This is a genomic window from Microcoleus sp. Pol7_A1, assembly GCF_036701085.1.
In the GTDB taxonomy this organism is placed as follows: domain Bacteria; phylum Cyanobacteriota; class Cyanobacteriia; order Cyanobacteriales; family Microcoleaceae; genus Microcoleus; species Microcoleus asticus.
In genome coordinates this window covers 102325-121948 of sequence record NZ_JAUBQD010000010.1, presented here as the reverse complement: position 1 = coordinate 121948, position 19624 = coordinate 102325, and the positions used below count along the sequence as shown (strand labels likewise).

The 19624-nt window shown below is 46.0% G+C and carries 10 protein-coding genes; 9 read left to right on the top strand and 1 reads right to left on the bottom strand.

Going from position 1 to position 19624, the window contains the following annotated elements:
• The first annotated feature begins 76 nt into the window (after window positions 1-76).
• Together QUA20_RS08905 and QUA20_RS08900 are read left to right on the top strand one after the other, a co-directional pair.
• Entirely contained in the window at window positions 77-985 is a 909-nt protein-coding gene (locus QUA20_RS08905) for a calcium-binding protein (protein WP_333187815.1), read from the top strand.
• A gap of 302 nt (window positions 986-1287) precedes the next feature.
• Complete coding sequence (locus tag QUA20_RS08900) at window positions 1288-1935, top strand: calcium-binding protein (RefSeq protein WP_333187812.1); 648 nt, start codon at window positions 1288-1290, stop codon at window positions 1933-1935.
• Here the strand turns inward: QUA20_RS08900 and QUA20_RS08895 are convergent.
• Window positions 1932-3284 carry an AAA-like domain-containing protein gene (locus QUA20_RS08895; RefSeq protein ID WP_172192031.1) on the bottom strand — a complete coding sequence of 451 codons (1353 nt, stop codon included), beginning with the start codon at window positions 3282-3284 and terminating at the stop codon, window positions 1932-1934. The genes QUA20_RS08900 and QUA20_RS08895 overlap by 4 nt on opposite strands.
• A 288-nt stretch (window positions 3285-3572) precedes the next feature.
• Between QUA20_RS08895 and QUA20_RS08890 the strand changes: the two genes are divergently transcribed.
• From QUA20_RS08890 to QUA20_RS08860, 7 genes are all read left to right on the top strand, one after another.
• Window positions 3573-7622, top strand: a complete 4050-nt coding sequence (locus tag QUA20_RS08890) for a Calx-beta domain-containing protein (protein WP_333187807.1) — start codon at window positions 3573-3575, stop codon at window positions 7620-7622.
• A gap of 347 nt (window positions 7623-7969) precedes the next feature.
• On the top strand, window positions 7970-8704 hold the full coding sequence (locus QUA20_RS08885; protein ID WP_333187805.1) for a calcium-binding protein: 735 nt from the start codon (window positions 7970-7972) through the stop codon (window positions 8702-8704).
• A gap of 71 nt (window positions 8705-8775) precedes the next feature.
• Window positions 8776-10578: a serine hydrolase gene (locus tag QUA20_RS08880; RefSeq protein ID WP_333187802.1), complete on the top strand. Its 1803-nt coding sequence runs from the start codon at window positions 8776-8778 to the stop codon at window positions 10576-10578.
• 625 nt (window positions 10579-11203) lie between these two features.
• A complete protein-coding gene (locus QUA20_RS08875; protein ID WP_333187799.1) occupies window positions 11204-12454 on the top strand; it encodes an alpha/beta hydrolase in 1251 nt (416 codons plus the stop codon).
• A gap of 900 nt (window positions 12455-13354) precedes the next feature.
• Window positions 13355-15529 (top strand): glutamine synthetase III, encoded by a 2175-nt coding sequence (locus QUA20_RS08870; RefSeq protein ID WP_333187796.1) that lies wholly within the window; start codon window positions 13355-13357, stop codon window positions 15527-15529.
• A 202-nt stretch (window positions 15530-15731) separates the two neighbouring features.
• Window positions 15732-16736: a BMP family protein gene (locus QUA20_RS08865; protein ID WP_333187793.1), complete on the top strand. Its 1005-nt coding sequence runs from the start codon at window positions 15732-15734 to the stop codon at window positions 16734-16736.
• Between the two features lie 41 nt (window positions 16737-16777).
• Entirely contained in the window at window positions 16778-19609 is a 2832-nt protein-coding gene (locus tag QUA20_RS08860) for a PAS domain S-box protein (protein ID WP_333187790.1), read from the top strand.
• The last annotated feature ends 15 nt before the right edge of the window (window positions 19610-19624 follow it).

Here is a 19624-nt window from a genome sequence, read left to right as displayed (position 1 = left end):
TCCGAGCTATGTAGTAGCGATCGCACAGAGCGCTCAATCTCTACCTCCTCATTTTGTACAACCAGGAGCAACAGAAATGGCAACTATTAAGGGCACCAACTTCAATGACAACGATATCGATAAACCAAAGCTAGTTGGAACTAATGCAGATGACTCAATCTATGGCTATGCAGGAAACGACATATTGTCGGGTCTTGGTGGAAATGACTATCTAGATGGTGGCCCAGGTAGCGACGATATGTTTGGTGGCGCAGACAATGACACCTACATTGTGGATAGCCAGAATGACAAAGTTACCGAGAACTTTAATCAAGGCATCGACACCGTTATCTCTTCCGTCACCTTTCCGCTGGGCTACAGGCTAGGCGAGAATCAGGAGAACCTGAAGCTGATCGGCAACGCATATGAAGGCTACGGCAATGCCCTCAACAACACCATCACAGGTAATGCCGTTGGCAACTATATCGATGGTGAAGCTGGTAATGACTATATTGATGGTGCAGGTGGTAATGACAATCTGTATGGTGAAGCCGGAAATGACACTCTCATCGGCGACTTGGGAAATGACTATCTATTTGGTGGAGCCAATAATGACAGTCTCGTAGGCGGCTGGGATGATGACAATCTCTATGGCGGCACTGGCAATGACATTCTTTTAGGCGGAAGCGGTAAAGATTACCTTGATGGTTTCGGCAACAGCACGGAATTCGACATTCTCACTGGTGGTACTCTAGGGGACACATTCGTACTCGGTTACTCCACCATCGGTTACTACCTAGGAAATGGCCACGCCACAATTACAGACTTTAAGTCATTACAAGCCGATAAAATCCAGGTTGCTGGCAGTACGCAGGATTACTCGCTGGTGAAATCTGGCAGCAACACTAATATCTTGTACAAAAATGATTTGATTGCTGTTGTGCAAAACGTCGAGCTTAACCAAACAAACTTGGTTTCTGCCCCTATCGTCAACCCTCCACTTTAGGTTTAGTTGTGGGATTTGGAGGCGCTGTAGGAGTTGGGGGTGATGACTGAGTGGATTGCTAAAACCAGGCATTCTATTGGCAAACATAAAGCCTGGAACTAGAAATCGACCCTCAAGAGCGCGAATGAATTCTAAGAAACTCTGTTTTTCCCAGAGACTTAGTTTCTCACCGGGCTGAGAGCTTGCCCTCAAAAACAACACAGCGAATAAATCAAGTTTCAACGATTCCGAACAATGTAGTAGCGATCGCACAGGTCGCTCAATCTCTACGTCCTAATTTTGAACAATAAGGAGCAACTGAAATGGCAATTATTAATGGCACCAACTTCAATGACGATGGTATCGACAAGCCAAAGCTAGTTGGAACTAATGCAGATGACTCAATCTCTGGCTATGCAGGAAACGACATATTGTCGGGCCTTGGTGGAAATGACTATCTAGATGGTGGGTTTAACAACGACGTTCTCGATGGTGGGGCTGGTAATGACACTTTATATGGCGGCGTTGGCTACGATTATCTAGTTGGCGGCCTTGGTAACGATCTGCTGATTGGCGGTACTTTAGACGATGCTTTACTTGGCGGTACGGGCAACGACATTCTCTTAGGCGGAAGCGGTAACGATCAACTTACTGGTTACGGCTTTGGGCAAAATGAATTCGACACCCTCACGGGTCACATTGAAAAGGATACCTTTGTATTGGGTGACATAAATAGCGTTTACTACCTCGGAAATGGCTACGCCACAATTACGGACTTTAGTTTAGCTGAAACCGATAAAATCCAAATCAAAGGCCTTTTCAATTATGATTACTCCCTTGGGCTTGGCAACTGGGAAGGTAGCAATGCCCAAGACACTGGAGTCTTCTACAAGGGTGATTTGATTGGTGTTGTGCAAGACCAAAATATTACCAATGTCAACCCCAATCAGGTGTTCATCTCCGCTTTTTAACCTAAAACGCGGCAGAAGTATTCGCGGTACAAATTGCAACGCGGCATGACATAATTGTTTTGCCGCCGCACAATTCCCATGCTGTGCAATTTGTAAATTTGCATCGAATCTAATTCAACTGGTTCGGCCGAATTGACAACTTTTTTCAAAGCCAAAGCTAATTCGGGATTGTGTTGCAGTATTTCCAAATGCTTTCGCAAATGACTGCTGTAAATTCCAGATTCTGATGCCGCATTTTTTAATAACTGAGTTAATGAGATTTTGCCACAACTAATCTCATACATTGCCAATCTAACTAAATAAGGATGTCCGCCGATCGCACTTATTAACTCTCGCAACTGCCCCTCATCCCACTCCAAGCCGTGCAGCCGAGCTAAATCGTGAATTTGCTGGCTGTCAAACTCCAGCAACTCAACGGGAACCCCCGCATTAAACGGAGATTGATTCATGTCCAAAGGAATATAAACTTCCGTAGAATGCGCCATTACCAACCGCAGCTTTTTCCAAATATCCGAAATTTTGGCTTTTTCGTGCCAGCTTCGCAGCATCCCCAGAAAATCTTCAACTACTTCGGTGTAGGGAAATAGGCGATCGACTTCATCCAACCCCAAAACCAGAGGCGTTTGTGTTGCTGCCAGCAAATACTCTTCAAAGTAAACCGTACAGTTATCGTTGCTGCCCAAAATATCCGTATCCCAATACTCGTTTAACTTGTTTTCTAACTTTAACTGTCGGCTTACCATCAAGCACAACCAGCGCAGAAACTTATCAAGATTTGTTAAAATTCCTCGGTCTGCGGCGCTCAAATCGAGATAAACTGCGTGATAGTTTTCCCGAACAGCGCCAGCTAAAATTCGGTTCATCAATGAAGTTTTACCCATCATCTCCGGTGCTTTAATCCGAATCAGCGAACCGGGTTTCACAACTGTCTCGCAGCACAAAGATTCAATGTTGCAACGCTCTACATAAAAAGGAGAATCTAATGATACCGAGCCTTCGGGAAACTGCAAATTTGCCGCAGTCAGTGGTTGTAAGAGCAGGTTGGTGTTAATATATTGAGTGGACTCTTGCGATGCAAATCTCCTCAGAGCTTCTTTAAAATTTTTCTTCGTAATTTTTTCTGCTAAGGCTTCTGAAAGCTTGTGCCACAATTTATTGCCGACATCTTTGTTGAGGTATTCAGCACTGTAGCCGTAAGTTTTGGCGATTTCATCGTAACTTTTTCCTTCCCAGGAACCTTGAAGGACTTTCATTTCGATGTCGCTGAGATGTTTGCCGGTGTTTTGAGCAAAAATACGATCGGCAGATTCTTTGGTTTTGCTCCAAGAGAATTCTAATTCTGAGTTCATGGGATTGACGGGTAAGTACCCATATACGTAAGTATGCAGATGCTTGCAAGAGAGCAGTTGTTCCTGCACTGGAAAGTTACCCTGACTTTTCCCTATTTTAACTCATTTAACCTGAGTTTTTACTGTCAGTCCTTGTAGAAACACCTGATTTTACTCCCCTGGTCGCTTTTGTTCTTAGAAAATAAACTGGTTTAGAAGCAAGTTGATTGCCGAGCCCGATCGCAATTATCGATCGCCTCACCAACAATAGCCGAACCTCGCCAACACCAGGGTATAAGGAGAAAAATTATGGCTGCTACCATTACCGTTAATAGCACAGATGACTCCAATATCAGAAATGCCGTCCTCACCCTCAGAGAGGCAATTCTGATTGCGAATGGCACTCTGAATCTTCCTGCTTTGACACTGGCAGAACAAGCACAGATTAACGGTACTGTCGGTACTGCGGCCGATCGCGATACGATCGCCTTTAATATCGGGGCGATCGGTTCTCAGCAATTAATTCAGCCTTTATCCGCACTGCCGCCGATCTCCGATCCAGTGACCGTCGATGGTTGGAGTCAAGGCGGCGCGGGCTATAACGGTTTGCCACTGGTGGAACTCAGCGGCAACCTCCCCGGATTTGGGATGGTCGGACTTGATATCACTGCTGGGAACAGTACCGTGCAAGGTTTAGCCATCAACAGATTTTACTCGGCAGCCATCCGCTTGCAAACCAATGGCGGCAACGAGATCCTCAGCAACCACATCGCCAGCGATACCGCCAGCATAGGGATCAGGATTGATGGCGTTCCAGATAATCGGATCGAGGGCAACTTAATCTTCGGCAAGACCACTATTCTTCCCGGTGTTGCCGGCATCGGCATCGAGATTTCCGGCATTGCTGCGCGCAACAACCAAATAATCGGCAATCGCATTGGCACTGATGTTACTGGTACTGTTGCGATCGGCAACAATGTTGGCATCAGCATCAAGAATGCGCCTGAAAACCTGATTCAGGACAACCTGATTTCTGGCAATAATGCAGGTAGTGACAGCGTTGGAATTGGGATAGCTGGTCCAACTGCCAGTCAAAATCGAGTTGTCGGCAACCGCATCGGCACTGATATTACTGGTAATGTAGCACTAGGAAATGGTATCTATGGCATCGCTATTGCTGGCGCTTCTAACAATATTATCGGTGGAACGACGCCTCAAGAACGCAATATCATTTCTGGCAGTCAGACTGCGGGTATTTTGATTGGAAATGCAAGCGCACCTTTAAACGGTGCGATTGCAACTACCAACCGAATTCTCGGCAACTATATCGGCACAAATATCAGCGGTACTGCGGCTTTGGGAAATACGATCGGCATCTGGATCTTTGATGGCGAAAGCAACATCATCGGCGGCACGACACCGCAAGAACGCAATGTCATTTCCGGCAATCAAATGGCCGTCTTATTCCTTGGCAACGAGGTCACTGGCAACCGCGTTATCGGCAATTATATCGGCACGCAAGCTGAGGGCAGCAATTCTTTACCTAATACCTCGTACAGCGTCATAGCTGACAAAACTGGCGTCAATAACCGCATCGGAGGCACCGCAGCAGGAGAAGGAAATACGATCGCATTTAGCGGTAGCAGCGGCATTCAAGTGACAGGTGGCAACGGCGTAGCAATTTTAGGCAATTCTATCTTTTCTAATAATGGTTTAGGCATCGAGCTCGATAACGATGCCGATAACCTAACTACCGACGGCGTTACCCCAAACGACTTGGGAGACGGGGATACAGGCGGAAACGGCTTGCAAAATTTTCCTGTTTTAAACTCCGCAACTGCTAGCAACGGCAATATTACTATTAGCGGCACTCTCAACAGCATTCCCAATACAACTTTCCGCGTCGAATTTTTTGACAATACTGTTCTAGATCCCAGCGGTAACGGCGAAGGACAAACTTATCTCAACTTTGTTAATGTCACCACTGATGCTGCTGGCAATGCTAATTTTACATCGCCCCCTTTAACTGCAACAGGGGCGATCGTCACTACTGCTACTAACTTAACAACTAACGATACTTCGGAATTTTCTCAACCTTCCCCCGGCTTACTGCAATTTACCAATCCCGCTTACACGGTGAATGAAAACGGCACAGTTGTAGGTACTGCAATTAGCGTCAATCGCATCGGTGGTAACAAAGGTGCAGTTGGGGCAACGCTGACGCTGACGGATGGCACTGCTGTTGCTGCTGACTACACCAATACGCCGATCGCGATTAACTTTGCCGCCGGCGATACGACACCAAAAATTGTTACTATTCCGATCGCCGATGACGCGATAGACGAAGCTGACGAAACGGTTAATTTATCTCTAACTAATCCAACGGGAAATGCTACAGTTGGCGATCGATACAACAATGCTGTTTTGACAATTGCAGATAACGATAACCCTCCAACTGTCAGCATCGCCCCCGCCACGATTAACCAACCTGAAGGCAATACAGGCACAACTACCTACAACTACACCGTTAGCCTCTCCAATGCTTCTGGTTTGCCCATTACTGTTAACTACAATACAGATGATGCTACTGCTACTGTCGGCGATCTCGACTACGAAGATAATGACGGTAATCTCATCTTTAATTCGTCAGAAGCGCTAACAAAAACGATCGCTGTAATTGTTAACGGCGACAACAAATTTGAGGCGAATGAAACTTTCAGCGTTACCCTCAACAACGCCACCAACGCCACCATCGATCCCGCCGCCAACCAAAGTACGGGCATTATTGTCAATGATGATAGTGATGACTCTAATCCCACTCCAACACCGACACCAACACCAACTCCCACACCACTTCCGACAGAAACACCAACGCCAACGCCAACACCGACACCGATTCCGACAGAAACGCCAACGCCAACTCCGACACCGATTCCGACAGAAACGCCAACTCCGACACCGATTCCGACAGAAACACCAACGCCAACTCCGACACCAATTCCGACAGAAACGCCAACTCCAACTCCCACACCAATTTCGACAGAAACGCCAACTCCAACTCCCACACCGATTCCGACAGAAACGCCAACTCCGACACCGATTCCGACAGAAACGCCAACTCCAACTCCCACACCGATTCCGACAGAAACGCCAACTCCCACACCAACACCGATTCCGACAGAAACGCCAACTCCAACTCCCACACCGATTCCGACAGAAACGCCAACTCCCACACCGATTCCGACAGAAACGCCAACTCCCACACCAACACCGATTCCGACAGAAACGCCAACTCCCACACCAACACCGATTCCGACAGAAACGCCAACGCCAACTCCGGCAGAAATTCCGACAGAAACGCCAACTCCCACACCGACACCGATTCCGACACCAACACCAACTCCGACACCAACGCCAACTCCGACAGAAATTCCCACAGCAACTCCGACACCGACAGAAATTCCGACAGAAGATTGCCTTTGTAACTCTCTATCCCTCCCAAATCTCAACCAACCCAATCCTGTAGAAAAGGTAGTTGTGAATAGTACGATCGATCTACCCCTCACAGGTACTGCTAGCAATGAAAGATTCGACTGCAGCAGCAGCGAGGATTATTTCCAGGCAAAAGAAGGTAACGATAACCTGTTTGGCGGCGAAGGAAATGACTTTTTAAACGGTAACGAAGGCAATGAGTTTATCTCTGGTGGAACGGAAGATGACTTGCTTTTTGGTGGCAAGAATCAAGACATTATTATTGGTAATGAAGGAAGAGATACATTATGTGGGAATCGAGGAGAAGATTCGCTAAATGGCGGAGAAGATAGCGACTTCATTCACGGCAACGAAGACTCGGATTTTTTAGATGGGGGCAAAGGAAACGATTTCTTATGGGGAGGTAAGGATAGAGATTTAATTTTAGGCAGTGAAGGCAACGATACTCTGTTGGGAAATTTAGGTGACGATACTGCCTGTGGTGGCGGTGGCAACGATACTCTGTTGGGTGATGAAAATAACGACCTACTTGATGGCTGTGAAGGAAATGATACGATTTGGGGAGGAAAAGACAATGATACCATATTTGGGGGAGCGGGAGACGACTTTTTAAGCGGCGATTTGGGAGATGATTTTTTAATTGGAGGAAGTGGGAACGATCGTTTTCTGCTTTGGGCAGATTCAGGGACGGATACCATTCTAGATTTTGAACCCGGAAAAGATGCGATCGCCCTTACTAGAGGTTTGACTGCCTCTCAACTGTCAATTACTCAAGCCAACAGCGACACCTTAATCCGCTTGACAGCAACCGGTCAAATTTTAGCTACTCTCAATAACGTATCAGGACTTACACAACTAGGATATTAAAATTTGTTTGTAGTTGCGCTTGGGGGTTCAGAAACCTGGTTTTTTCACGAAAATACGCAGGTTGTGACCCGCAGATTCGGTAAAAAACCAGGTTTCTTTGGTGAGAGTGCGTACGTCCTGACCTAAAAATTACGATCGCCCACCTGACTTTTTCCAACTTTAATATTTTGAGTACCTGATTTTTTCGGATACATCGTTGCCAAACACCTTTTTTTAGGCTTGTAAATTACCTGATTTTATTCCCATTGTCGCTCACTCGATTTGAGAAGAAACTGGTTTACATAGAACAAATTGCTTGGGTCGCAATTGCTATTGCACCAAGTCCACAACAAAAAGGAGCAACAAAAATGTCATCAGTTATCAACGGTACTCAATTCGACGACAACAACACTGTCAACGGCAACGGTCAATTCCACAAATCCTTAGTTGGAGAGGATTGGACTAGCGACGGTCAAGGTCAAATTCAGATGGCAAATGATACAATCTACGGCTATCAAGGCAACGATCAATTGTTCGGCCGCGGCGGAGATGACATGCTCTACGGCGGCTTCGGCAGCGACAAGTTAAATGGCGACGCCGGCAACGATAAATTATACGGCGAAGCTGGCGAAGATTTCCTATACGGAGGCAGCGGTAAAGATACCCTATCGGGAGGGTTGCACAACGATTATCTATTCGGAGGAAGCGGCAAAGATTATCTCATCGGCGGCGACGGCAGCGATTATCTTGACGGTGCTAATTTTTCTGGGGCTGGTAACGGTATAGGCGCAGGTAGCGAATCCGATTCTCTCGCCGGCGGCGCGGGAACAGACACCTTTGTACTCGGCAACGTTAATAACGTTTACTACCTGGGAACTGGCCATGCGACAATTACGGATTTTAGTTTAGGTCAAGATAAAATCCAAATTAAAGGTAATTTAGCGGACGGCTATTCCCTCAAAACTGGCGATTGGAACGGCAACAATGTTCAAGATACTGGTATCTTCTACCAGGATAATTTGATTGGCGTTGTACAAAGCACAAACTTAACTAATGTCAACCCAAATCAAGTATTCTTATCCGCGCCTCCTATCCCTCAATAGCCTTAATTATCGCTGTCAAAGGGCGGGCAGCAGAGCACCGCCCTACTTTTTTCAATCTGGAGTTTGTTATCATGAAAATTGCGAATCATCGCCAAAAAATCAACAGACTTGTCTGCACAACTTTGACCTTGATTTCAGCTATCCTCATAGGAGGCTTGGGAAAGCTTTCAGAGTCCAACAACAACAAAGCTTTAGCGCAAGAAAATATCCCCGTTAGCGGTAGCGGTGACGCGCAACTCCAGCCGATTTTGCAATCCCTAACAGAGTTCATGCGCCACCGCTGCGTCGGTGCTGCCGTACTCGGTGTTTCTGTTAAAGGTCAACCCGTCGGTGTGTGGGGTCTCGGCCGCATGAAAGGCAGACCTACTAATAACTGGAATCCGGCTTGCGGCGACGATATGCAGGCTCCTCTGGCTCCCCCAGTCGCAGCAGATACCCCCATGCGTATGGGCAGTATCAGCAAGCCTGTTACCTTTGCAATGGTGCGCTGGGCGCTTAAACAGACGGCGCGCGATCGCGCCGGCTTAGAACTGACTGATGACCAAATTGAAGGGATGAAATTGTTCGACCCCCAGCATTATCCGCCGCTAATTCCCGGTTTAAACAAGCAATATCCAGTAGCGATTATCCCTGAAAGATTGCACGCCGTATTTTCGGGAAAAGTAAAATTTCCCGTTGCAGTTAAAGATAGTAATTGCGCCAATCTTAACTCGGGATTAGCCGACAAACAGTGGCAAAACGTCACCCTCGGACATTTTTTGTCGCACCGATCTGGACTTCAGCGGAGCGCGCCCAGATACGGTCAAGATATGATTGCAAATTTGCCAGTGCTTCGCAATCTGAAAACAACAGCAGATTTCCAATCACAAGAACAGCTACTTGTCAGCGAATGGGGCAGCAAATCTGTCAGATCAGCAAAAAATCAACTTGGCATTTCTGCTAGCGCAGGCTATTTTTTGCCGAGTCCTACTTTAACAGAAACTATGCAGGTTTTGGCAGGGCGATGCCTTCAGTATCCTCTCGGTCAATATCACTATTCCAATACCAGTCCGGCATTTCCTACGATTATTTTGCAGCAGTTGGTGGCTTCCGGCAGCTATGCTGCTAAAATGGGTAAACCAGCAACTCATCAAGGTTCGGCTTTGGAGGTTTTCTTCAAAACGGACTTAGGAATTCCTACTGCGGCTGACCGGGGAATTTTCATGAGCCAAGAAGTAGAAAACGTTAGCGATCGCGAGCCTAAAAAACGGCATTGGAACGGGAAAAATTACTATGGTCAAGGATGGGATTTGAAGCGACCGCACTGCATCTGGAAAGGTAGCTTATGCGATTTTTCTACTTGGCTAAATCCGAAGCCGGGGAGAATAAATTGGTCTTGGAATTTAAGCCAGGTTCCCTTTAGCAGCAGAAACACTGATTTGAGTCCCGGTACTGGTTCCCTAGCAGCAGAAGCTGAAGTTTTTCTTAAATTCATGTCAGAATATTGGGTAGGCGGTTATCAGAATAACCCGCGCATTGGGGAAAAGCGAAATAATGTTTGGAATCGATATACTGCCCACAACGGAGCGCTAGACGGTACTCATGCTTGGGCAATCCAGCTAGGGGGAAATAACAATCCGAAAGAGTGGAAATTGCCGCCGATTGATGATAACGGTCGCATCCTTGATGATTTTGCTAATTTAAAGATGTATGCGGGTGTGTTGCCGGATGGAGTTGATATTTTTGTGGCTGTCAATCAGAATGCCGATCGCAAATGTGTTGAGGCTAAAAGCTACAATTGCGGGGATGCTTACGGAATGTTGAATAATTTTATTTTGTACGGTGTTTCTCAGGTAAATTGGAATCTCGTTGCACCTCGTGCGGTTGAAAAATAAAATTTATAGCATTGTACTTTAGGCAATGTATACTATTCATTTTAACTCCTAAAAATGCTTTTGACCCAGAGTATAATTGGCTCCAGCTAATCCAAACGAATTAGCGCTGTTGATAAGCAGTCCGGCATCTAACTTTTATTTGGGGTGCTAGTAAGATACGCACAATAATTTCATCACACTTGACTATAAAATTTAGATGCGCCTTAGCTTACCAGTTCCAAAAAAATGCAATTCTAGAAAAGGTTCAAACCCGATAGTCATCAGTCATATAGCAATCCTTGCAGGAGTCGTAAATTTTTACCCCGCCCCAACCCTCCCCTTGCTAAGGGGAGGGAGTAAGAAATTCACAAATAATGCGAGAATTGCTATAGCTAATGCTTGAATCTAAAATGTACTTCCAATTCTCAAAATTTATGCCATAGTGATGTCAGAACTCGTTTCCGAAAGATTTATCCTGTTTGTGGCGCAAGGCGATTAAATTATTTTTAACGACTTAGGTGTTAAATCAATGCTTTTTGGTAATTTACTTTGAGGCAATATTTGTTAAACCCTCACTATCATTGTAGCCTATGTTAGGGAGATGATATTAGTTTAAACTGATTAAAAATTAGGCTGCGAAAATCCGATGATCCACAAGAAGAACCGCAAAAAGTTACCCTTATTAGCAACGTTCTTAGTCTCGCAATTTATCCCTTGGTTCCTGAGTCCGATCGCACTATTTCTCAGTCTGTGGGTCATCCTACCAGCACCCACGATGTTACTGTACCCTTTGGCGGTGGGAGCACCCGAAATCAGTCCTTGGTTGGTCGGTATCAATACGATCGCCCTTATGCTGAACCTGCTCCGACGGCATCAAGGCAAAGTCTACATTATTTTGTCAATTTGTAACCTGTTCGCCCTAATCCTGGGCCTGCTTCCACTGATTCAGTTCCCAGCAGCCAATGCAGCGATAGCTACCCAAATGCAAGCTGTTCTGGGGGAAAACTATTTAGCAGCCGTTCCTCAAGCCGATCGCGCGCAGCTACGCCCTCAACCGTTTATCCTCGCAGATGCGTTCCGAGGAATTCCGATTAGAGACGTTAGGATCGATCGGGCTATTGGATTTGCCAACCCTGACGGAGTTTCACTGCAACTAAACCTTTATCGGCCGATGCAAATTGGCAAATATCCGGCGATTATCACGCTCTACGGGGGAGCTTGGCAGAGAGGCAATCCCGGTTACAATGAGGAATTCAGCCGTTATATGGCCGCTCAAGGCTATTGTGTGGTTGCAATTGATTACCGCCACGCTCCCAAGTATCGATTTCCTGCTCAGATTGAGGACGTACAAGCCGCTCTTTCCTATATCAAAACTCATGCTGCTGATTGGGAACTCGATCTCGATCGGATTGCTCTGATGGGAAGGTCGGCAGGTGCCCATTTAGCAATGCTAACTGCTTATGATTCAAGTGTGCTTCCAGTTCGAGCAGTGGTCAACTATTACGGGCCAAATGACCTGATTCGGGGATACAATGACCCACCTTTTCCTGATGCCATAAATGTTCGAGCCGTCTTGCGTGCCTTTTTGGGAGGAACGCCAGACGAACTCAACGAGCTTTACAGTCGCGCTTCTCCCATAAATTATATTAAACCGAATCTTCCCCCTTCTCTACTGGTTTATGCAGGTCGCGACCATATTGTTCAAGCTAAGTTTGGTCGATCGCTCTACGAACGATTGCGAGCCACGGGCGATCGGGCTATTTTGCTCGAAATTCCTTGGGCTGAACACGCCTTTGATGCTGTTTTTAATGGCCCGAGCAATCAATTAGCTTTGTACTACACAGAACGCTTTTTGGCTCATGCTCTGAAGTCTTCGGATTACCAACGAGTTAAATAAAAGTTGAAAATTTACTCATTTATGCTCAATAAACGGCGTTTCAAACTGTCTGAACTATTGCTCTAAGTCTCTTCGTTTAAACTTCATAGAAATCCCCATTACTGCGCCGAGAAAGTTGTGCGGCGCTGCTGAATCAAAGCTTACCCCGTCAGCGGTGGGGCAACCGCGGGGGGATTGCCCCTACAAATTTCATACCCGAATTCAGCAACGTCAAAGCGAGATCCTTTTCTTGCCACACTATATATAGTATCCCTGGATAAGTCCTGTAAATGTACGATCGCGCCAATCGGTTTCAGCGCCCAGCGTCCTGTTACACTGAAATCCTGCGGTTGTGTGCGATCGGTGCGATCGACCTTTCTGAAAAAAACATAAAATTCTGTAGCTTAGGATACATTCATTTGGTTAATGATTGTTTAAACTCTCCAAGTGTAGATTGTGTATTCTCCATAATTCTTCAAAACCCCTAAACAAGTGCGTTGTTTGCTGGACTGCGATTTATCGATCGTCGAACCGTTAAAAACCATAAGTAGTTTTGACCTGAATTCATCGGAATTGATTCGCACAAAATTTTTGAGCTGACCAGGGTGAAGATTAGCTACTAAATCTGTGCAGCGCAGGCCTATCATGTTGACTCAAATTAGTACAGGCTCTTACCATCTATTTTCTTGCTAATAACCGAAATCCAACCGCATCTCACACTGGATTGTCACGCCCGGTGGACGGCGAAGTGATTGAGCCTCGCTCCTCCAATCTTTTAGAGCCTGCCAAAAAGGGCATTCTCCCAAAAGTTAGCTTTGACAAAAAATGTTGGGTAAATCCAAAATATTCGTCAATCGTTAAACTTTTGCTAACATCTATTTTTTCTCAACTACTCGTCCCGCAATCCCAATAAAAATAACCATGAGTGGAAACGAATCGCGCGTTCAAGCAATTTCTCAAATCGTCAACCGCAAACTGATGCCTGCCCGGCCTCCCAAGCGGCTAGAAGATATGTGGGCAACAGACGTTTTTAGTCTGAGCAAGATGCAAGAAAGTCTGCCTAAAAGTATTTTCAAATCAGTAAAAAATACCGTTCAAACCGGTCAAAAACTAGATGATTCCGTAGCTGATGTAGTTGCAGCAGCAATGAAAGATTGGGCTATTTCCAAAGGAGCCCTGTACTACGCCCACGTATTTTACCCGCTAACCAACAGCACCGCCGAAAAACACGACGGTTTCATCTCAGTACAAGGCGACGGCTCCGTCATCTCAGAATTTGCAGGCAAAGTTCTCGTACAAGGCGAACCCGATGGCTCCTCATTCCCCAACGGCGGAATTCGCTCCACCGCCGCCGCTCGCGGATATACAGCCTGGGATGTCACCAGCCCTGCTTATGTCATGGAAACAGACAACGGTATGACCTTGTGCATTCCTACTGTTTTCATCTCTTGGACAGGTGAAGCCTTAGACAAGAAAACGCCGCTTTTGCGTTCCATTTCCGCAATGAACAAAGCAGCAACCCGAGTATTAAAGCTATTAGGAAATACCGACGTTGCTCCGGTCAATTCCAGTTGCGGTTCCGAACAAGAATACTTCCTAGTAGATGCCAATTTCACCACCAGCCGCCCCGATTTACTGCTAGCAGGTCGCACCCTTTTTGGCAAACCTCCTGCCAAAGGTCAGCAATTTGACGACCACTATTTTGGAGCGATTCCAGAGCGCGTTCAAGTCTTCATGCAGGAAGTAGAAGAAAGAATGTACCGGCTGGGCATTCCTGCCAAAACCCGCCACAACGAAGTAGCTCCCGGTCAGTTTGAAATTGCACCAGTTTTTGAAGCTGCAAACGTCGCCAGCGACCACCAACAATTAACCATGACAATTCTCCGCAATACTGCGAAGAAACACGGTTTTATGTGTTTGCTGCACGAGAAGCCTTTCGCCGGGATTAACGGTTCCGGCAAACACGTCAACTGGTCGGTCGGCAATGCCACCCAAGGAAACTTATTAGACCCCGGCGATACACCGCACTCGAACATACAATTTCTAGTTTTCTGCGGCGCTGTGATTCGCGGAGTTCACAAATACGGCCCGCTATTGCGCGCGGTGGTTGCTACTGCCAGCAACGACCACCGATTGGGTGCAAATGAGGCTCCACCAGCAATTATCTCTGTCTATTTGGGTTCGCAATTAGAAGATATCTTCGGGCAAATTAGCCGGGGAGAAGTTAAGGACTCTAAAGGTCGGGGAATTATGAACTTAGGTGTAGAAACACTGCCTACTTTCATGAAGGATGCTGGAGACAGAAACCGGACTTCGCCCTTTGCCTTTACTGGCAACCGATTTGAATTCCGTGCAGTAGGTTCCGGTCAGTCAGTTTCCGGGCCGCTGGTGGCGATGAATACAATTCTTGCAGATTCTTTGGACTGGATTGCTAACAAATTAGAAAGCGATTTGGCTAACGGAACTGAACTGAATGCTGCCATCCAAACAATTCTCAAAGAAGTGATGGACGAGCACGGTGCGGTTGTATTTGGCGGCAACGGCTATTCGGAAGAATGGCACAAAATGGCTGTTGAGGAACGGGGTTTAGCTAACTTGCGGACTACGGCAGATGCTTTGCCCGTGTTGAAGGAAGGATACATTGAAGACTTGTTTGAAAAGACAGGTGTTCTGACTCCCGTTGAATTGGAAAGCCGTTATGACGTTTATGCAGAGCAGTATTTGCTGGCCATTGAAGTCGAAGCTAAACTGGTATCAAGCATGGCAAAAACCATCATTTACCCGGCAGCGGTGAGATATTTAGCTGAACTTTCCGGGACGATTTCTAAGTTGAAAGAGATTGGGATTGAACTGGAAAAGGAAAGTGCCGAAAAAGTAGCGGTACTACTTAAATCCATGATGGATACTGCGAGCAAATTGAGTGCTGCTTTGAGCAAGCACGATTTTGCTTCGACCGAAGACCATATGCAGTATGCTTCGCAAACAATTCGTCCTTTGATGGATGAGGTTCGCCAGTATGCGGATGCTCTGGAAGGTGAAGTGGCTGATGATTTGTGGCCGCTGCCTACTTATCAAGAAATGCTGTTTGTTAAGTAATCGCAAATTCGGTTAATTGCAAGTTAGATTTGTAAGGACACGGCACTGCTGTGTCCTTACTTTTTTTTGAGGTTAAATGAGTGTTACGCTGAATCTGTCAAAGGCATTAAATACGAAGGAGAGTAATAGTTTTAAAGATTGTTGAGATACCGTTCAACAAATTTAGGGCGTAGAAAAAGTAATCTTACTGCGAAAAGCTATTATGCGAATTCAATCTCTTTTCAAACAAATGACTCTGGCGGCTCTAGCTCTATTTTTTGCGCTCAGTTGCAGTCGATCGACTCCAAACGTAAACTCTTCCCCTGAAGCAAGCACCTCTAGCACCTTTAGAGTGGGGTTGGTCACGACAGGACCTAAAGATAACAACAGTTGGGGTCAAGCTTGCTTTGAAGGATTGAATCTGATCAAAGATAAATTTAATGCTCAGGTAGACTTTACTGGCAGTATTGACGGTGAACATAGTGAAGCTGCCATTCGCAAATATGCCCAGTCAGGCTATGACCTGGTAATTGCAGCCAGTGGTGCCTATCCCAAAGCTGCCGAAAAGGTCGCTAAAGAATTTCCGCGAACGAAATTTGCCCTGGTTACAACGCATCCAGGGAATAACAGAAATTTGGGGGCTGTTGCCTTTCGATCGGGTGAAGTGGGATACCTCACAGGCGCTTTGGCTGCCATGAAGACCAAAAGCAATAAAGTTGGCTATATTGTGGGTGCACCTTATCCGGTTTATAAAGAAGAAGAAGCTTTGTTTAGGCGGGGAGTGAAGGCAACGAATCCCTCTGTTCAAGCCTCGACGGCTTTTCTCAACACTTGGAGCGATACGCACAAAGCCACCAAAGTCGCAACAGATATGGTTGCCTCTGGAGTAGATGTTTTGGCAATCAACGCGGATGAGGCAGGGTTAGCCGCGCTAAAAGCCGTTACGCAAAAGCCAGGAGTCTTTGTGATTGGTTGGACAAAGGATCAGTACGAACAGGCTCCCGGCAAAGTCCTAACTAGCGTTCTGCAGGACATTCCCAATCTGGTGCTAAATGCGGCCGTGTTAGCCCAGGAAGGTCGCTGGGAAGGAAAACTTTACAAGTTTGGGCTCAAGGAAAAAATCTACGACTTTGCCCCTTTCCGTGGTACTCTCACGTCTCAGGAAGAGGAAACTTTCAAGACCGTTCGAGAAGCTGTGACGACTGGCAAAATTAATGTTTCTCCTTAGTGTGCCGATGAATTGATTTACCGTTATTTGTCCTAAGTCCGATGAACAATCAACGCAACGATCGCGTTCTGCCCATTGCCAGAAGCTCCCGTTTTCATCCCTGGCAACGCTTCTTATCTATTGCAAATCAGCTCCGCTATGGTTTGATATTTTTGGTTCTCCTGAGCTTGCTGCCCACTGGTGGCTGGCTGATCTACCTCAGCTTTCAGGCGCAGATCCAGCAATCGCGATCGCTCCAACAAGAGCGCAGTCAGACAGCAGCAGGGCAGATTGATGATTATATAGATGACTTGAAACAAAAACTGAGCTATTTAGCTAGGGTCAAAGGACTCACCAACTTTCAACCTCAAGTGCAGCAGAGCCTGTTGGAAGGGTTGACTCGTCATAATGATGCTTATGAAGCAGTTGCCATTTTGAACCGGAAGGGACAAGTTATCGCGTCAGTTTCACCCTACGAACCGCTCAAGTTACAAAATCTAGCCAATTCGCCACTGTTTATTCGTGCCTTCAAACAACAGGAAGATTATGTGAGTCCTGTAGAAATTAATCCTCAAACTCACCAACCAAGCACAATACTGGTGGTTCCGATTCGGAATGAGCGAGATGAGGTGGATGGGGTGCTATTAGCGCAGGTAAATCTCAATTTTCTCTGGTTTGTTGTTTCCCAAACAAAGGTTGGCAAAACGGGTTATATCTATGTAGTCGATGAGCGTAATTTTCTGATTGCTCAAAAGGGTAGTAAGCCAGAAAATTTTGAATTTCAAGATATTTCTCAGCGCCCTTTCTTTCAATTTTTGAAAGCATCCGAAGATACTAAGCACCTTAATGTTTATCGGGGTCTAAAACAAGTAGAAGTAATGGGAGCCAGTACCTTAATTCGGAGCGTGAATTGGAAGGTGGTTGTAGAACTGCCAACGGCTGAGGCGTATGCTCCCGTTTACCAAATGCTCTCAATTATGGAAGGCTCATTGGCGGTGGTGACGATCGTCGCTGTTGGCATTGGGTATGTATTTATTCGGCAAATTGTGGTGCCGCTCCAGCGGTTAACCGCAGCAGCTACTGAACTCAGTGCGGGGCAATTAGAGACGCGGGTCAACATCCACAGCCAAAACGAATTGGGGACATTGGCGATCGCATTTAACAACATGGCAACCCAGTTAGAGGAGCTGATTAAAGCAGTTGAAGTGGAACGCAATTTCGTTTCAGCCATTCTTGAAATTGCAGGTGCCCTGGTGGTTGTACTCGACCCGCAGGGACAAATCGTTCGCTTTAACCGAGCTTGCGAACAAATGACTCATTACTCGTTTAGTGAAGTGAAGGGGCGCTACATTTGGGACTTGTTCCAGAACTCAGACTTAGCTGGACAAGCCAAAACTGGTTTTGAGTCTTTAAAAGCTGGTAAATTTCCCCAGCAGTATGAAGGCACTTGGATGAACAAAGATCGACAACTCAGACTCATTGCCTGGTCAGATACTGCTTTACTGGATGATCGGGGTGAAATTGAGTACATCATCAAAACAGGGATTGACATTACTCAACGGAAACAGGCAGAAGAAGAACTCAAAGCCTCGGAACAGCGACTATCTTTTATATTCCGCAAAACTTCACTGGCAGTTGTGGAATGGGATTTAAACTTTAAAGTCACTACCTGGAATCCAGCGGCAGAGCAGATTTTTGGTTACACGGCTACAGAAGCGATCGGACACCATCCCGCAGAATTAATTGTGCCTGCATCTGCCAGAGAGCTCGTCGATCGAGTTATGAACGATTTGGTGATGCAGGGCCAAGGAAACTACACTGTCAACGAAAATATTACGAAAAACGGCAAAATCATTATTTGCGAATGGTTCAATACGCCTTTAATAGGGGATGGTGAAAATATTGTTGGAGTTGCATCTTTGGCACTGGATATTACTGAGCGCAAGCAAGCCGAAGCTGCTTTAAGGCAAGCAAAAGATGAAGCTGAGGTTGCACTCAAAACCTTACAGCAAACTCAGGCACAGCTTATTCAGGCAGAGAAAATGTCAGGTTTGGGGCAACTCGTGGCTGGTGTTGCTCACGAAATTAATAATCCAGTCAACTTTATCTATGGCAACCTGAGCCATACTGCCGACTACACGCAAAATTTACTAAAGTTGATTCAGCTTTACCAGCAAACTTATCCAACTAATACCCAAATTGAGGAAAAAATTGAAGAGTTCGAGCTGGACTTCATTAGTGAAGATTTGCCCAAAATTCTGAGTTCAATGAAGGTAGGAGCCGATCGCATTCGTCAAATTGTCCTGTCGCTGCGAAACTTCTCGCGCCTGGATGAGGCAGAAAAGAAGCCAGTTGATATCCACGAGGGAATTGAGAGCACATTGATGATTTTGCAAAATCGACTGAAGGCAAATCCGGGTCATCCTGCTATTGAAATTGTCAAAGAGTACGGTGACTTACCGCGAGTAGAGTGCTATGCCGGACAGTTGAACCAAGTTTTTATGAATATTCTGGCAAATGCGATCGATGCTTTAGAAAACTACGACAATCAGCGTGATCCAAAAGACATCCAACAGAATCCCAGTCGCATCACTATTAGGACTAAGCTAGTCACAAACGAAACTGGGCCCGGTCATTGTAAAAACGCGGTGATTCAAATTCAAGACAATGGACCTGGAATGACGGAAACTGTTAGACAACAGGTGTTCAATCCCTTCTTCACCACAAAACCAACTGGTAAAGGAACTGGATTAGGGCTATCCATCAGCTATCAAATTGTAGTTGACAAGCACGGCGGCTTACTCCAGTGCTTTTCTCAACCCCATCAAGGAACAGAGTTCCGCATTGAAATTCCTGTGTTACAAAGCGGTGCTGTAGCAATTGTTGGTAAATAACTGCGATCGCAGTTA

Bases quoted from the DNA above. Each gene is read 5' to 3' on its own strand.
- QUA20_RS08895 (WP_172192031.1), bottom strand. From the start codon at position 3,284: ATGAACTCAGAATTAGAATTCTCTTGGAGCAAAACCAAAGAATCTGCC.
- QUA20_RS08900 (WP_333187812.1), top strand. From the start codon at position 1,288: ATGGCAATTATTAATGGCACCAACTTCAATGACGATGGTATCGACAAG.
- QUA20_RS08885 (WP_333187805.1), top strand. From the start codon at position 7,970: ATGTCATCAGTTATCAACGGTACTCAATTCGACGACAACAACACTGTC.
- QUA20_RS08865 (WP_333187793.1), top strand. From the start codon at position 15,732: ATGCGAATTCAATCTCTTTTCAAACAAATGACTCTGGCGGCTCTAGCT.
- QUA20_RS08870 (WP_333187796.1), top strand. From the start codon at position 13,355: ATGAGTGGAAACGAATCGCGCGTTCAAGCAATTTCTCAAATCGTCAAC.
- QUA20_RS08905 (WP_333187815.1), top strand. From the start codon at position 77: ATGGCAACTATTAAGGGCACCAACTTCAATGACAACGATATCGATAAA.
- QUA20_RS08860 (WP_333187790.1), top strand. From the start codon at position 16,778: ATGAACAATCAACGCAACGATCGCGTTCTGCCCATTGCCAGAAGCTCC.
- QUA20_RS08880 (WP_333187802.1), top strand. From the start codon at position 8,776: ATGAAAATTGCGAATCATCGCCAAAAAATCAACAGACTTGTCTGCACA.
- QUA20_RS08875 (WP_333187799.1), top strand. From the start codon at position 11,204: ATGATCCACAAGAAGAACCGCAAAAAGTTACCCTTATTAGCAACGTTC.
- QUA20_RS08890 (WP_333187807.1), top strand. From the start codon at position 3,573: ATGGCTGCTACCATTACCGTTAATAGCACAGATGACTCCAATATCAGA.